The following is a 16080-nucleotide window of genomic DNA, read 5'->3' as shown; positions in this document are numbered from 1 at the left end:
CGTGAGGGCGGGCGAGGGCGACGACGTGGCGTCGCCCTGAAAGCACGCTCACTCAGTTCCGCAGCGGCTTGCCGGTCTTGAGCATGTGCGCGATGCGGGCCTGGGTCTTTTCCTGCTGGGCCAGTTCGACGAAGTGCTTGCGCTCCAGGGTGAGCAGCCACTCTTCGTCCACCACCGTGTTGCGGTCGACCTTGCCGCCGCACAGCACGGTGGCGATGCGCTCGGCGATCTCGTAGTCGTAGGGGCTGATGAAGCGGCCTTCCAGCATGTTGACCAGCATCATCTTGAAGGTCGCGATGCCCACGTCACCGGCCACGCGGATGCGGCGTGCCGGCATCGGCGGACGGTAGCCGCCTTCGGCCAGTGCGGTGACTTCGGCCTTGGCGATGTGCAGCAGCTCGAAGCTGTTGAACACGACCTTGTCGGTACCGCGCATCAGACCCAGCTCCTTGGCGTTGACCGCCGAGTTGGACACCTTGGCCATCGCGACAGTTTCGAAGGTCTTCTTCAGCTCGGCGAACACGTCGCCGTCGGCACCGGCGGCCTGCGAGGCGCGCACGGCCAGTTCCTTCAGGCCACCGCCTGCCGGCAGCAGGCCGACGCCGGCTTCGACCAGGCCGATATAGCTTTCCAGCGATGCGACCGACTTGGCGGCATGCATCTGGAACTCACAGCCGCCGCCCAGGGCTAGGCCGCGCACGGCGGTCACCACCGGCACGGTGGCGTACTTGATGCGCTGGCTGGTGCGCTGGAAGTTGGCGACCATCGCTTCGAACTCGGCGATCTTGCCGGCCTGCAACGCGCCCAGTGCGCCGGACAGGTCGGCGCCGGCGGAGAAGGGCTCCTTGTTCTGCCAGATCACCACGCCCTTGAACTGCTTCTCGGACAGGCCGATGGCATGCTGGATGCCGTCCAGCACCTGGTCCGACACGGTGTTCATCTTGGTCTTGAAGCTGATGACGCCGATGCCGTCACCGTCGGTCCACAGGCGGATGCCGTCGTTCTCGAACACGGTCTCGCCCGGGGCGAACTTCTCGCCCAGCAGGGCGTCCGGGAAGCGCTGGCGCTGGTACACCGGCAGCGACGAGCGCGGCACCAGGGTGTTCAGCGACGGGCTGTAGCTGCCTTCGGCGGCATGCACGCCGTCACGGCCGTCCAGTACCCAAGCCGGCAGCGGCGCGCTGCTCATGCTCTTGCCGGCGGCGATGTCGTCGGCGATCCACTGCGCCACCTGCTTCCAGCCGGCGGCCTGCCAGGTCTCGAACGGGCCCAACGACCAGCCGTAGCCCCAGCGGATGGCCAGGTCCACGTCGCGCGCGGTTTCAGCGATGTCGGCCAGGTGGTAGGCACTGTAATGGAACAGGTCGCGGAAGCTGGCCCACAGGAACTGCGCCTGCGGGTGCTGGCTTTCGCGCAGCTTGGCGAACTTCTCGGCCGGGCTCTTGATCTTCAGGATCTCGACCACTTCCGGCGCGGCGGTGCGGTCGGCCGGGCGGTAGTCCTGCTTCTGCAGGTCGATCACCACGATGTCCTTGCCAACCTTGCGGAAGATGCCAGCGCCGGTCTTCTGGCCCAGTGCGCCCTTGCTGATCAGCGCGTCCAGCCACACCGGCGACTTGAAGTACTGGTGCCACGGGTCATCGGGCAGGGTGTCGCCCATGGTCTTGATGACGTGGGCCATGGTGTCCAGGCCGACCACGTCGGAGGTGCGGTAGGTGGCCGATTTCGGGCGGCCGACCAGCGGGCCGGTCAGGCCGTCCACTTCGTCAAAGCCAAGGCCGAACTGCTGGGTGTGGTGGATGGTGGACAGGATCGAGAACACGCCGATGCGGTTGCCGATGAAGTTCGGGGTGTCCTTGGCGTACACCACGCCCTTGCCGAGGTTGGTGGTCAGGAAGGTTTCCAGGCCTTCCAGCACCGACTTGTCGGTGGTCTTGGCCGGGATCAGCTCGGCAAGGTGCATGTAGCGCGGCGGATTGAAAAAGTGCACGCCGCTGAAGCGGTGGCGCAGTTCTTCCGGCAGCACGTCGGCGAGCTTGTTGATGCCCAGGCCGGAGGTGTTGGAGGCCAGCACCGCGTGTTCGTTCACGAACGGGGCGATCTTCTTGTACAGGTCCTGCTTCCAGTCCATCCGTTCAGCGATGGCCTCGATGATCAGGTCGCAGTCGCGCAGCTGCTCCAGGCCTGAGTCGTAGTTGGCCGGGGTGATGGCTTCGGCCAGCGACTTGGACGCCAGCGGTGCCGGGCTCAACTTGCCCAGGTTGGCGATGGCCTTCAGCACGATGCCGTCGGCCGGGCCTTCCTTGGCAGCCAGGTCGAACAGGACGGTGTCGATGCCGGCATTGGTCAGGTGGGCGGCGATCTGCGCACCCATGACGCCTGCGCCCAGGACGGCTGCGCGGCGGACAAGCAGGGAATTGGACATATCGATAAACCTTTGGTCTGCGATGACGGATGGATCAGGTGGGGGAAGAATCCGGCGTACGTGCGCTGGCACGGAAACCGGCTTCGGCGAAATGAATCAGTTCCTGCGCGGCCTTGCTGCGGTGGGCGGCCTCGCTGATGTTGTGCGGGCGCTTGATCAGGCCGAAGTCGGCCATGGCGTAGGTGAGCGCACCGGCCAGGAAGTCCAGGCGCCAGTACAGCTCTTCCTTGCTCAGGCCTGGCACGCAGGCGCCGATGGCCTTGCCGAACTCGCGCAGCACATGGCCGTAGTGGTCGGACAGGAACTTGCGCAGGTTGTCGTTCTTCTCGGCATAGGCGCGGGCGATGACGCGCACGAAGGCACCGCCGCTCTGGCGGTCCTGGGCCAGTGCCAGGGCGGGCTCGACAAAGGCTGCAAGCACCGCGCGCAGGTCGCCAGGATGGGCATTGCGGGCCTGCTCCAGCTGGCCCAGACGGGCGGCGGTCATCTCGTCCATGCGGCGGCGGAACACTTCATTGACCAGGTTTTCCTTGGACCCGAAGTGGTAGTTGACCGCGGCAATGTTTACATCGGCGTGACTGGTCACCTGGCGCAGCGAGGTGCCGGCGAAGCCGTGCAGGGCGAACAGTTCCTCGGCCGCGCCGAGGATGCGGTCCTTGGTGGAGAAGCTGGCGGGTTTGCCCATGGTCAGAACAATCAATCAAACGATTGTTTGGATCCTACGCCCGCCCGGGCGTTCTGGTCATGCTGCTATGCAGCATCGTTCATGTGCCGCTGTGCAAAGGGTGGAGTCAACCGGTAGAATCAGCCACCGCAATTCAGGCTAAGCCCGCGTCCGCACGCGGGTTTTTTTCATGTACCCTCGGGCCAGACCGGCCCTAAACACCCGGAGATTTCCCATGGCGCTGGAGCGCACCCTTTCGATCATCAAGCCCGACGCCGTTGCCAAGAACGTGATCGGTGAAATCTACGCGCGCTTTGAAAAGGCCGGCCTGAAGGTTGTGGCTGCCAAGTACAAGCAGCTCTCGCGTCGTGAAGCCGAAGGTTTCTACGCCGTGCACCGCGAGCGTCCGTTCTTCAACGCGCTGGTCGAGTTCATGATCTCCGGCCCGGTGATGATCCAGGCGCTGGAAGGCGAGAACGCCGTGCTGGCCCACCGCGACCTGCTGGGCGCCACCAACCCGAAGGACGCAGCGCCGGGCACCATCCGCGCTGATTTCGCCGATTCCATCGACGCCAACGCCGCCCACGGTTCGGATTCGGTCGAGAACGCAGCCATCGAAGTGGCCTACTTCTTCGCCGCCACCGAAGTGGTTTCGCGCTAAGTAGCAAGCATTAAAGGTTGAAGCCGTGAACGAGGTCGTACAGACACCCGCCATCCAGCCGTTGCCGAAGACGGCACCGACTGCTGGCAAGCAGAACCTGCTCGACCTCGATCGCGCGGGCCTGGAAAAGTTCTTCGTCGAAACCCTTGGCGAACAGAAGTTCCGTGCCCATCAGGTGATGAAGTGGATCCATCACCGCTACGTCACCGATTTCGACCTGATGACTGACCTCGGCAAGGCGCTGCGCACCAAGCTGCAGGCGCATGCCGAGGTCATCGTCCCGAATATCGTGTTCGACAAGCCTTCCGCCGATGGCACCCACAAGTGGCTGCTGGCGATGGGCGTGGATGGCAAGAACGCCATCGAAACCGTCTACATCCCTGACAAGACCCGCGGCACGCTGTGCGTGTCCTCGCAGGTCGGTTGCGGCTTGAACTGCACCTTCTGTTCGACCGCCACCCAGGGTTTCAACCGCAACCTGACCACCGCCGAGATCATCGGCCAGGTGTGGGTTGCCGCCCGTCACCTGGGCAACGTGCCGCACCAGATGCGCCGCCTCACCAACGTGGTGATGATGGGCATGGGCGAGCCGCTGATGAATTTCGACAACGTCGTGCGCGCCATGAGCATCATGCGCGATGACCTCGGCTACGGCCTGGCCAACAAGCGCGTGACCTTGTCCACCTCCGGCCTGGTGCCGCAGATTGATCGCCTGTCGGTCGAGAGCGATGTGTCGTTGGCTGTGTCGCTGCACGCGCCCAACGATGAGCTGCGCGAAACGCTGGTGCCGCTCAACAAGAAGTACCCGATCGCCGAGTTGATGGCTTCCTGCGCGCGTTACCTGCGCGGCAACAAGAAGCGCGATTCGGTGACCTTCGAATACACGCTGATGAAGGGCATCAACGACCAGCCCGAGCACGCCCGCCAGCTGGCGCGCTTGATGCGCCAGTTCGACAACGCGGTGCAGGCCAAGGATTCGGGCAAGGTCAATCTGATCCCGTTCAATCCGTTCCCCGGCACGCGCTATGAGCGTTCGGACGAGGAGCAGATCCGCGCCTTCCAGAAAATCCTGCTCGACTCGCAGGTGCTGACGATGGTGCGGCGTACCCGCGGCGATGACATCGACGCAGCCTGTGGTCAGCTCAAGGGCCAGGTGATGGATCGCACCCGCCGCCAGGCGGAGTTCAATCGCCTGCTGCAAGCACAGGAACTCGGGGATGCGCAGGCCTGATCGGTTGCTCCTGCTGGTGATCGCCACGCTGCTGGTCGCCGGCTGCGGGCACGGCGGTGGCTCAAAGGTCTTCAGGACCCAGGAGGCTGGACGCGTTGCGCTGGACTATCACGTACGTGACGACCGCGCCGCGCGCCAGCGGATGCGTTATCAGGAATTGCTGGAGCTGGCAGGCGATCGCTTTCGGCGCGGTGCGCTGGATGAGGCAGTCAAATACGCGCGCTCGGCGCAGAAGCTGGACCCGACGTCGCCGGATGCCTTCACCGTGCAGGCGGTGGTGGAAGGGCGTCGAGGCCAGAGTGCGGCTGCGGGCGCGCTGTATCGCAAGGCGGCCGAACTGGCCCCGCAGCGCGGTGAGATGCTGAACAATTACGGGGCCTGGTTGTGTGGGAACGGGCACCCGGCCGAGGCCTTGGTCTGGTTTGATCGGGCTTTGGCCGTGCCGGAATACGCGTCCCGAGCCGATGCATTGGCCAATGCAGGAGGTTGCGCCCTGGATGTTGGTCAGCGCGAGCGCGCCGAGCGCGATCTGCGCCAAGCACTGGCGCTGGCGCCCGACAATCCGTATGCGCTGGAGTCGATGGCGCGCAACGAACTGCTACACGGTCGTTACTTTGAAGCGCGGGCTTTCTATCAGCGCCGGCTGGCGGCTGCGCCGGCCACGGTTTCCGTGTTACAACTTGCCATTCAGGTAGAAGAGCGGCTGGGCGACGGGAGTGCCGCCGGTCGGTTCCAACAGCGGTTGCGCGAGGAGTTTCCTTCAGGCGCGGCCTCGAAATCCCAAGGCTGATGCATTGTGATCAACGACCCGGGTGTCAACGTTTTCGATGGTGCGGTGGGATGTGGCGAACAGCTGCGCAAGGCCCGTGAGGCTGCGGGGTTGTCGCTGGGGGAGGTAGCCAGCCAGCTGCGCATGCCTGTGCAGGTTGTGGCGGCGCTGGAAACAGAGCAATGGGATCGACTGGGCGCCCCGGTATTCGTCCGTGGCCAGTTGCGCAGCTATGCGCGGCTGCTGCGCGTTGATCTGGAAGGCCTGCTGGAGCAGGCTCGGCTGGCCCCGGTAGAGCCACCCAAGCTGGTCAGTCATACACATACGCCGCCGCTTCGGCGTGCGGCAGAAAATCTTGGCCGTCGTGCGGTCTATGTGGTCATCACCGCCGTGCTGGCGGTGCCGATCTGGTACGTAATCAGCAGCAGCACCCACAATTCGCCGCCGAGTACGGCTTCGTTGGACGTGGTACCACCGGCGGAATCGGTTGCCGCCGCCTCGGCTGTGCCGGCTCCGGCCGCAGCTGCGCAGGTCGCGGACACGCAGCCCAGTGGGCCTTACATCGCCTCGATGGCCCCGGCGATGGCTCGGCCTGTTGCGCCCGCTTCGGCAGGGGCGTTGACGCTGACCTTCAAGGGCGACAGCTGGGTGGAAATCTCCGCTCCCGATGGTTCGACCGTTGAGAAGGCGCTGATCCCCTCGGGCCAGACCCGCACTTTCTCCGCAGGGCAGGTGGGCCGCATGGTGCTCGGCAATGCAGCGAAGGTGGAGGTTCAGCAGGCCTCCGGTAACGTCGATCTGGGGCCCTACAAGCGCGGTAATGTTGCCCGCTTTACGGTATCCTCTGACGGTTCCGTGGCGCCGGTTTCACACTGAGGCAAGGCGCCGACTCAAAACAACAAGGCTTCCCGGCAGGGAAGCGAGAGTACGCATGGCGATTGACGACCTGCTCGACGAGCACGAACAAGGCGAACGTGTCCGCACGTGGCTGCGCAAGAATGGTGCCGGAATCCTCGGCGGAGTGGTTCTCGGTATTGGCGCCATCGCCGGTTGGCAGTGGTGGCAGAAGGAGCAGGTGGGCAAGTTGGCTGAGGCCAATGTCCGCTATGAAGCAGTCACGCGCAGCCTGCAATCCAAGAATCTGGAAGAAGCTGCCAAGGAAGTTGCCGCGCTGGGCGGTGGCAAGACCGGCATCTACGCCGACCTGGCCGCGCTGGAGCTTGCAAAGGCCCAGGTCGAAGCCGGCAAGAACGAAGACGCCATCAAGACCCTGCGCGCACTCAAGGCCGAAGGTGAGTTCAAGACGCTGATCGACCAGCGCGTGGCACGCCTGCTGATTGAAACCGGCAAGGCGGAAGAAGCGCTGAAGCTGGTCGGCTCCGCGCAGGACAGCGCCAGTCTGGAAATCGGCGGCGATGCCTTGATTGCCCAGAACAAGCGTGATCAGGCACGTGAGCTGTACAGCAAGGCGCTGGCCAAGCTGGACGTGGCTGCGCCGCAACGCCGCCTGCTTGAAACCAAATTGACGGATGCCGGTGGCACCGTGACCGATCCTGCGGCGGAGAAGATTTGATGAAGCTCAAGCATGTTGCAGGCGTGGTGCTGGTCGCGATGACGCTGACCGGCTGCTCGACGGTCAAGGGCTGGTTCGCGGGCAAGGACGCGGAAGCCAAGAAGGCGCTGGAGCCGGCTGAGCTGGTGAAGTTCGAGCCGACCCTGACGGTCAACAAGATCTGGTCGGCCAATGTCGGCAAGGGCGAAGGCCGTATCGGCCTGCGTCAGGCGCCGGTGGTGTCCGATGGCCGTGTGTATGCGGCTGCAGTGGAAGGCGGCGTGCACGCGCTGGACCTGCAGACGGGCAAGGAAGTCTGGGAGTACACCCCGGCCAAGGAAAAGAAGAAGCCCAAGCTGCGCCTGTCCGGTGGCCCCGGCGTGGGTGACGGCCTGGTGGTGATCGGCACGCTGGACGGGCAGGTCATCGCGCTGGATGCCAGCAGCGGTGCCGAGAAGTGGAAGGCCAAGGTGCCGGGCGAAGTGATCGCCGCACCGGCCGTCGCACAGGGCCTGGTGTTCGTGCGCAGCAACGATGGCCGCACCACCGCGCTGGATGCAGCCACGGGCGAGCAGCGTTGGTTCAACTCGCAGGAACTGCCGTCGCTGACCGTGCGTGGCAACGCGCCGGTGGTGGCGGGCCCGGGCGTTCTGTTCATCGGCAACGATGACGGCACGCTCAGTGCGCTGGCGATGCAGGATGGTCGCCCGCTGTGGGAACAATCGGTAGGTACGCCGGAAGGCCGTACCGAGCTGGAGCGCATGGCCGATATCGACGGCGCCCCGGTGCTGGAGGGCAACACGCTGTACGTGACCAGCTTCAAGAACGAGACGATGGCCATCGAAGGGCCGACCGGTCGTCCGTTGTGGTCGCGTGATCACGGTGGCGGCGGTGGCGTTGCGGTGTCTTCGGGCAACGTGGTCGTCACCGATGGCAAGGGTACGGTTTATGGGCTGGACAAGTCGTCCGGCTCGGCGATGTGGTCGCAGCAGGCGCTGGCCCGTCGTTCGCTTACAGGTGCCGCGGTCCAGGGTGATTACGCCGTGGTCGGGGATTACAAGGGTTATCTGCACTGGCTGCGGCTCAGTGACGGCGAGTTGGCTGCGCGCGAGAAGAGTGGCGGTGACGCCGTTCTGGCTACGCCGGTTGTCGCCGACGGCATTGCGCTGGTGCAGAACGTAGATGGAAAGCTGACCGCATTTCGGTTGGCCCAATAAGGAGTACAAGCGATGCTGCCTTTGGTCGCCCTGGTTGGACGGCCGAACGTCGGCAAGTCCACGATTTTCAATGCGCTGACCCGTACGCGCGATGCGCTGGTCCATGACCAGCCCGGGGTAACCCGTGATCGCAACTACGGCGTCTGCCGTCTGAACGAGGACAATCCCTTCCTGCTCGTTGATACCGGCGGTATTGCCGGTGAAGAGGAAGGGCTGGCCGGCGCCACTGCGCGCCAGGCTCGAGCCGCCGCCGGTGAGGCGGATCTGATCGTATTTGTGGTCGACGCGCGTGATGGCGCGTCGGCGCTGGATGACGAGATCCTGTCATGGCTGCGCAAGCTTGCGCGGCCTACGTTGCTGTTGATCAACAAGATCGACGGCACGGATGAGAATGCCGTGCGTGCAGAGTTTGCGCGTTACGGTTTCAGCGAAATGTTGATGGTTTCGGCGGCACATCGTCAGGGCATTGACGATCTGGTTGACGAAATCATCGAGCGGCTGCCTGAAGAGGGCACGACCGAGACGCTGGACAACGATCCGAATCGTATCCGTATTGCCTTCTGCGGCCGCCCGAACGTGGGCAAGTCGACGCTGGTCAATCGCCTGCTGGGCGAGGAGCGGATGATCGCGTCGGAGGTGCCAGGTACCACGCGCGATTCCATTTCGGTGGACATGGAGCGTGATGGCCAGCTGTACCGGCTGATCGACACCGCTGGCCTGCGCCGCAAGGCCCGGGTTGAAGAGGTGGTCGAGAAGTTCAGCGTGGTCAAGACGCTGCGTGCGATCGAGCAATCCCAGGTTGCGGTGCTGATGCTGGACGCCAGCGAAGGCGTCACCGACCAGGACGCGAGCGTGCTCGGTGCGGTGCTTGATGCTGGCCGTGCGCTGGTGATTGCGATCAACAAGTGGGATGGCCTTACCGACTATCAACGTGAGCAGGCCGAGGCCCTGGTGTCGCGGAAGCTGGGCTTCGTGCCGTGGGCTGAAGTGGTGCGTATCTCGGCCAAGCACGGTTCGGGTCTGAAGGAGCTGTTCCGTGCGGTGCACCGGGCACATGCCTCGGCGACGCACGAGTTCAGCACCAGCGAGGTGAACAAGGCGCTGGAAGTCGCATACGAAACGAACCCGCCGCCGAGCATCCGTGGTCACGTTTCCAAGCTGCGTTACGTGCATCCGGGCGGCACCAATCCGCCGACGTTCATCGTGCACGGTACGCGTTTGAAGGAGCTGCCTGATTCGTACAAGCGTTATCTGGAGAACTTCTTCCGCAAGCGTTTCAAGCTGGTCGGTACGCCGGTGACGTTCCTGTTCCGCGAGGGTGCCAACCCGTACGAGGGCAAGAAGAACGTGCTGACCGAGCGGCAGGTAAAAGCCAAGCGGCGCTTGATGAAGCATGTGAAGGGCCGTAAGTGATTCAGCAGGAGGCGACCGCAAGGTCGCCTTCTGCATTCCGGGGCCCGGTAAACGCTGCTTCGGCCGCGAAGCGGGGATCTACCAGCGGACGGGGCGGGCTGCGATCTGCAGGTGCCGTGGCTTTCGCGGCCAAGGCCGCCGCTGCGGGATACGAGCGCCCTGGGCGCGAAGCCGGGATGTTCCGGTTGGCGGACTGGGCAGTGATGTGCAGGTGCCGTGGCTTCGTGGCCGAGGCCGCCCCTGCAGCGGCTATTGGCCGATAATCGACGCATGAGCATTCGCGAACTGACCCCGGAACAGGCCCGCGCCCGGCAATTGGACGGCGTGTTGTTGATTGACGTGCGCGAGGCGCATGAGCGCGCTGGGGGGATGGCTGAAGGCGCGCTGGGCGTCGCGAAAGGGGCGTTGCTGGCTGATCCCGGCCGGCACCTGCCAGACCCGGAGCGCGAGTTCATGCTGATCTGCCAGAGCGGCAAGCGCTCAGGCGACGCGGTGGCGGTGTTGGCCGAAGCAGGCTATGGCCGGTTGGCCTCCGTCGCCGGCGGAACGGTGGCCTGGCGAGTGGCCGGATTGCCATTGGTGCAGCCGCTGCTCGATGCCGACGAGCGCGATTTCTATGACCGCTATTCACGTCACCTGCTGTTGCCGCAGGTGGGCGAGGCCGGGCAGCGCCGCCTGCGCCAGTCGCGGGTGCTCGTGTTGGGAGCCGGTGGACTCGGTGCGCCTGCCAGTTTCTATCTGGCCGCAGCCGGGGTGGGGCATCTTCGCATTGCTGATGATGATGTGGTCGAGCGCAGCAACCTGCACCGGCAGATCATCCACACCGAGGCGGCTGTGGGCATGGCCAAGGTGGCGTCGGCACGTGAGCGCCTGCTGGCGCTGAATCCGCATGTCGAGGTGGAGGCGATCCGTGAGCGGGTGAGCTCCGACAACATCGATGCGCTGATGCAGGGCGTGGATGTGGTGCTGGACGGTTCGGACAACTTCCCGCTGCGCTATCTGCTCAACGATGCCTGCATCAAGCACGCCAAGCCGCTGGTGTATGCGGCCATCGAGCGTTTCGACGGGCAGGTGAGCGTGTTTGATGCTGGTCGCCAGCGTGGTCAGGCGCCGTGCTATCGCTGTCTGTTCCCCGAGCCGCCGCCGCCGGAGTTCGCGCCGAACTGCTCGGAAGCCGGCGTTCTGGGCGTGCTACCGGGTCTGGCGGGGGTGATGCAGGCCACCGAGGTGCTCAAGCTGCTGCTGGACATCGGCGAACCGTTGACCGGGCGGCTGCTGCGCTTCGATGCGCTGCAGATGCGTTTCCGCGAAACCAGGATCACCGCCGATCCGGCGTGCCCGGTCTGCGCGCCGAGCGTGCCCTTCCCGGGCTATATCGACTACGCCGCGTTCTGTTCGCACCGCGCATGAATTGATCCGTTCCGGCCCCGGGGCGGATTGAATGCGTCTGCCGCACCCGGATTGCACACGTTGTGCTTTATCGTGCGCACATTGGATGAGCAAGGGGCGGGCATGTCAGCGGAATCCTCGACGGAACTGGTAAAGGTGGTGGCGCTGCTCGGCGCTGCCGTGGTGGCGGTGCCGTTGTTCCGGCGATTGGGCCTGGGCTCGGTGTTGGGCTATTTCGTGGCCGGTTTGGCGATCGGACCGTTCGGTTTCGGCTGGTTCTCCGATCCGCAGGCCATCCTGCACGTGGCCGAACTGGGCGTGGTGATGTTCCTGTTCGTGATCGGGCTGGAAATGCGCCCTTCGCATCTTTGGAGCCTGCGCAACGAGATTTTCGGTCTCGGTACCGCGCAGATCGTCACCTGCGCCGCGGTGCTGACCGGTATCGCGATGCTGTTCGGCTATCGCCCGCAGGTGGCCTTCATTGCCGCCGCTGGTTTCGTGCTGACGTCCACAGCAGTGGTGATGCAGTTGCTTGCCGAGCGCGGTGATGTGGCGCTGCCGTCGGGACAGAAGATCGTCTCGATCCTGCTGTTCGAAGACCTGCTGATCGTGCCGTTGCTGGCGTTGGTGGCATGGATGGCGCCGGCCCATGGCGTCGCGCAGGAGGGCTCGCGCTGGGTGAGCATCGCCATTGGCGCCGGCGCCATCGTCGGACTGGTGGTGGTCGGCCGCTATCTGCTCAATCCGCTGTTCCGCATCCTGGCCGAATCCAAGGCGCGCGAAGTGATGACCGCCGCAGCGTTGCTGGTGGTGCTCGGCGCGGCGCTGCTGATGCAGCTGGGTGGCTTGTCGATGGCGATGGGCGCGTTCCTGGCCGGTGTGCTGTTGTCCGAATCCACGTTCCGACACCAGATCGAGGCCGATATCGAGCCGTTCCGCGGCATCCTGCTGGGTTTGTTCTTTCTCAGCGTCGGCATGGCGCTGGACCTGTCGGTGGTGGCGCTGAACTGGAAGCTGATTGCGTTGCTGGTGCCGGCAATGATGCTGGCCAAGGCGTTGTGCATCTACATCGTTGCGCGAGTGATGGGCAGCGATCACCGGCAGGCGCTCGATCGCGGTGTGCTGATGGCGCAGGGCGGCGAATTTGCCTTTGTGCTGTTCGCCGCTGCGGCCAGCGCCGGGGTGATCGATGCCAAGGTCAACGCCAACCTCACCGCCGTGGTGGTGCTGTCGATGGCACTGACGCCGCTGTGCATGCTGGTGTACCGCCGGCTGGTGAAGGAAGGCCTGGTTTCAGCCGAGGGCGTGGAAGCGGCCGATGGCTTGACCGGCAGCGTGCTGGTGATCGGCTTTGGACGTTTCGGGCAGGTGTCCAGCCAGTCGCTGCTGGCGCGTGATGTGGACGTGACCATCATCGACAACGACATCGCGATGATCCGCAGCGCCGCGGATTTTGGCTTCAAGATCTATTACGGCGATGGCACGCGGTTGGACGTGCTGCGTGCATCGGGTGCTCAGACGGCACGCGCCATCGCGGTATGCGTGAACGACCGCGCCGCTGCCGATCGAATCGTCGAGTTGGTCGGGCATGAGTTCCCGCAGGCCAAGTTGCTGGTGCGCTCGTATGACCGCGAACATTCGCTCTCATTGATACACGCCGGTGTCGATTTCCAGATCCGCGAAACCTTCGAGTCGGCGGTGGAGTTCGGCCGCGCTGCGCTGCTGCAGCTGGGGGCGGAGGAGGACGAGGCCGACCTGGTGGCGCGTGAAATCAGGCGCCGGGATGCCGAGCGCTTCGAACTGGAAATCGCCGGTGGTGGGCTCAAGGCCGGCGTGGGGATGCTGTACGGCAATGTGTCGCCGACGCCCAAGCCGACCCCAACCCCATTCACCCCGCCAAAGCGGGAATCGCGGCCGCTCAATCCCGACGCCATTGCCGGAGCAGAGCGGGGCTCGGAGCCGGAGGCGCCATAGGCGGGGCAGGGCGTTGGGCCTTGCAGGGTGTGGCATCTGCCGTAATCAGGGACAATAGCCGCCCCCGCAGCTTTTCCCACGCCCAATGACTGTCTCCGCCGACGCACCCGTGCAGACCTCCCGCATCCTTGATGGCCGCCGTATCGCCGAAGAGCTTCTCGACGATCTCAAGGTGCGCGTGGACGCACGCCTTGCCGCCGGCCAATCGCGTCCGGGGCTGGCGGTGGTGCTGGTGGGCGGCGACCCGGCTTCGACCGTGTACGTGCGCAACAAGCGCCGCGCTGCCGAGAAAGTCGGCATCGAAGCCTTCGATTACGACCTGCCGGCGGGCACCAGCGAGGCGCAGCTGCTTGAGCTGATCGACCAGCTCAACGCCGACCCGAAGATCCACGGCATCCTGATCCAGCTGCCGCTGCCGGGCATTCCGGATGCCAACCGCCTGATCCAGCGCATTGATCCGCGCAAGGACGTGGATGGCTTCCACCCGCAGAACGTGGGCCATCTGGTGCTGCGTGAATTCGGCCTGCGCCCATGCACGCCGCGTGGCATCACGACGCTGCTGGGTCATACCGACCAACCGGTGCGTGGCCGCAATGCCACCATCGTCGGCGTCAGCAACCACGTCGGCCGGCCGATGGGGCTGGAGCTGCTGATTGCCGGCTGCACGGTGACCAGCTGCCACAAGTTCACCCCGCGCGCCGAACTGGAACGCGCGGTGCGCAACGCCGACATCCTGGTGGTGGCGGTGGGCATTCCGCAGCTGATTCCGGGCGAGTGGGTCAAGCCGGGTGCGGTGGTGATCGACGTGGGCATCAATCGCCTGGAGGACGGTCGTCTTGTCGGCGATGTCGGCTTTGAGGCTGCAGCCCAGCGCGCCAGCTGGATCACTCCGGTGCCGGGTGGCGTGGGCCCGATGACCGTGGCCACGCTGATGCAGAACACGATCGAGGCGGTTGAGGCGGCGGGCTGATTGCTCTTTAAGAGCTACCCCTCCCCAGCGCTCCCCTGCGCCTTTGGCGCAAGGGAGGGGGGCCGAACCAGCGGGCGTTCAGTTCACTGGCATCCGCCGATAGCCCCTTTGGCGTAGCCAAGGCGAGGGCAGGGAAGGACGAATGCCCTTCCACTTCCAGCAGCTGAATAACCCGCGCTGATGTGACACTGCATCGCATTTGCCCCCTGCCATCGGGCAGGAAATAAGGGTAAAATGTCGCGCTTCCCCACATCTCGGGTATGCCGATGCTGCGCATCCAGGCTGAAGCACTCACCTACGACGACGTTTCGCTCGTCCCCGCTCACTCCACGATCCTGCCCAAGGATGTCGACCTCGGCACGCGCCTGACGCGCGGTCTGCGGTTGAAGCTGCCGATTGTCTCGGCCGCCATGGATACCGTCACCGAAGCACGTCTGGCCATTGCCATGGCCCAGCTCGGCGGCATTGGCATCATCCACAAGAACCTGACGCTTGAGCAGCAGGCTGCGGAAGTGGCCAAGGTCAAGAAGTTCGAGTCCGGTGTAATTCGTGACCCGATCACGGTTGGCCCGGAAACCACCATCCGCGACGTGCTGGCGCTGACCCAGGCGCACAACATCTCCGGTGTTCCGGTGGTGGGCAATGACGGCCTGCTGGCCGGCATCGTCACGCACCGCGACATGCGCTTTGAAACCGAGCTGGATGACCCGGTCCGCCACATCATGACCAAGAAGGACCGTCTGGTCACGGTGAAGGAAGGCGCTGCCTCCGACGAAGTACTGTCGCTGCTGCACAAGAACCGCATCGAAAAGGTGCTGGTGGTGAACGACGCGTTTGAACTGCGCGGCCTGATCACCGTCAAGGACATCCAGAAGAAGAGCGACAACCCCAACGCTGCCAAGGACGCCGCAACGCGTCTGCTGGTGGGCGCTGCGGTCGGCGTTGGTGGTGACACCGATCGCCGCGTCGAAGCGCTGGTCGCTGCCGGCGTGGACGTGCTGGTGGTGGACACCGCGCACGGCCATTCGCAGGGCGTGCTGGACCGCGTGCTGTGGGTGAAGAAGAACTTCCCGCACGTGCAGGTTGTCGGCGGCAACATCTGTACCGGTGAGGCGGCGCTGGCGCTGCTGGATTCCGGCGCCGATGCGGTCAAGGTCGGCATCGGCCCGGGCTCTATCTGCACCACCCGCGTGGTCGCCGGTGTCGGCGTGCCGCAGGTGACCGCGATCGATCTGGTTGCCGAAGCACTGCAGGATCGCATCCCGCTGATCGCCGACGGTGGCATCCGCTACTCCGGTGACATCGGCAAGGCACTGGCTGCCGGTGCATCGACGGTGATGATCGGTGGCCTGCTGGCCGGTACCGAGGAATCGCCGGGTGAAACCGAACTGTTCCAGGGCCGCTCCTACAAGAGCTACCGCGGCATGGGTTCGCTGGCTGCGATGGAAAAGGGTTCCAAGGACCGTTATTTCCAGGACGCTGCCACCGCCGACAAGCTGGTGCCGGAAGGCATCGAAGGTCGCGTGCCGTACCGCGGCCAGGTCGGCGGCATCATCCACCAGCTGATCGGTGGCCTGCGCGCGACCATGGGCTATGTCGGTTGCGCCACCATCGAAGAAATGCGCACCCAGCCGAAGTTCGTGAAGATCAGCGGCGCCGGCCAACGTGAGAGTCACGTCCACGACGTGCAGATCACCAAAGAGCCGCCGAACTACCGCGCTTGATGCGGTAAGAAGAAGAGGAACGAGGACACTGTCCCGTTCCTCTTTCTCTATCCGCCATTCGTTTTGCATCGTTTCCCGTTTTCATTGATCA

13 protein-coding genes are annotated in these 16080 nt (G+C 64.6%); 11 read left to right on the top strand and 2 right to left on the bottom strand.

The window, feature by feature from the left end; genetic code table 11:
- Positions 1 to 52: 52 nt before the first annotated feature.
- Both LR961_RS11430 and LR961_RS11425 read right to left on the bottom strand, forming a co-directional pair.
- Positions 53 to 2425, bottom strand: coding sequence for a 3-hydroxyacyl-CoA dehydrogenase/enoyl-CoA hydratase family protein (locus LR961_RS11430; RefSeq protein WP_232149099.1), 2373 nt, complete (start codon positions 2423 to 2425; stop codon positions 53 to 55).
- Positions 2426 to 2459: 34 nt separating this feature from the next.
- Entirely contained in the window at positions 2460 to 3110 is a 651-nt protein-coding gene (locus LR961_RS11425; protein ID WP_232149098.1) for a TetR family transcriptional regulator, read from the bottom strand.
- A 214-nt stretch (positions 3111 to 3324) separates the two neighbouring features.
- On the opposite strand from LR961_RS11425, the gene ndk reads away from it, so the two are divergent.
- From ndk to guaB, 11 genes are all read left to right on the top strand, one after another.
- Positions 3325 to 3750, top strand: coding sequence for a nucleoside-diphosphate kinase (gene ndk / locus LR961_RS11420; RefSeq protein ID WP_108749396.1), 426 nt, complete (start codon positions 3325 to 3327; stop codon positions 3748 to 3750).
- Between the two features lie 25 nt (positions 3751 to 3775).
- Positions 3776 to 4981 (top strand): 23S rRNA (adenine(2503)-C(2))-methyltransferase RlmN, encoded by a 1206-nt coding sequence (rlmN, locus tag LR961_RS11415; protein ID WP_232149097.1) that lies wholly within the window; start codon positions 3776 to 3778, stop codon positions 4979 to 4981.
- The gene (gene pilW / locus LR961_RS11410) at positions 4968 to 5771 is read left to right on the top strand and encodes a type IV pilus biogenesis/stability protein PilW (RefSeq protein WP_232149096.1); all 804 of its coding nucleotides are present in this window, start codon (positions 4968 to 4970) and stop codon (positions 5769 to 5771) included. Before rlmN ends, pilW begins: the two co-directional genes overlap by 14 nt.
- A 6-nt stretch (positions 5772 to 5777) precedes the next feature.
- Positions 5778 to 6626: a RodZ domain-containing protein gene (locus LR961_RS11405; RefSeq protein ID WP_232149095.1), complete on the top strand. Its 849-nt coding sequence runs from the start codon at positions 5778 to 5780 to the stop codon at positions 6624 to 6626.
- A gap of 55 nt (positions 6627 to 6681) precedes the next feature.
- Positions 6682 to 7323 carry a tetratricopeptide repeat protein gene (locus LR961_RS11400; protein WP_232149094.1) on the top strand — a complete coding sequence of 214 codons (642 nt, stop codon included), beginning with the start codon at positions 6682 to 6684 and terminating at the stop codon, positions 7321 to 7323.
- Positions 7323 to 8519, top strand: coding sequence for an outer membrane protein assembly factor BamB (gene bamB, locus LR961_RS11395; protein WP_232149093.1), 1197 nt, complete (start codon positions 7323 to 7325; stop codon positions 8517 to 8519). Before LR961_RS11400 ends, bamB begins: the two co-directional genes overlap by 1 nt.
- 12 nt (positions 8520 to 8531) lie before the next feature.
- The gene (gene der, locus LR961_RS11390) at positions 8532 to 9932 is read left to right on the top strand and encodes a ribosome biogenesis GTPase Der (RefSeq protein WP_232149092.1); all 1401 of its coding nucleotides are present in this window, start codon (positions 8532 to 8534) and stop codon (positions 9930 to 9932) included.
- 270 nt (positions 9933 to 10202) lie between these two features.
- Complete coding sequence (gene moeB, locus LR961_RS11385) at positions 10203 to 11342, top strand: molybdopterin-synthase adenylyltransferase MoeB (RefSeq protein ID WP_232149091.1); 1140 nt, start codon at positions 10203 to 10205, stop codon at positions 11340 to 11342.
- Positions 11343 to 11444: 102 nt separating this feature from the next.
- Positions 11445 to 13295, top strand: a complete 1851-nt coding sequence (locus tag LR961_RS11380) for a monovalent cation:proton antiporter-2 (CPA2) family protein (RefSeq protein WP_232149090.1) — start codon at positions 11445 to 11447, stop codon at positions 13293 to 13295.
- Between the two features lie 85 nt (positions 13296 to 13380).
- Positions 13381 to 14265, top strand: a complete 885-nt coding sequence (gene folD / locus LR961_RS11375) for a bifunctional methylenetetrahydrofolate dehydrogenase/methenyltetrahydrofolate cyclohydrolase FolD (protein WP_232149089.1) — start codon at positions 13381 to 13383, stop codon at positions 14263 to 14265.
- 266 nt (positions 14266 to 14531) lie between these two features.
- On the top strand, positions 14532 to 15989 hold the full coding sequence (gene guaB / locus LR961_RS11370; RefSeq protein ID WP_232149087.1) for an IMP dehydrogenase: 1458 nt from the start codon (positions 14532 to 14534) through the stop codon (positions 15987 to 15989).
- Positions 15990 to 16080: the final 91 nt, after the last annotated feature.

The sequence above is a fragment of the Stenotrophomonas sp. SY1 genome, from assembly GCF_021202945.1.
In the GTDB taxonomy this organism is placed as follows: Bacteria; Pseudomonadota; Gammaproteobacteria; order Xanthomonadales; family Xanthomonadaceae; genus Stenotrophomonas.
Note: the sequence above shows the minus strand (reverse complement) of the source record. Positions and strands in the feature narration are given on the sequence as shown.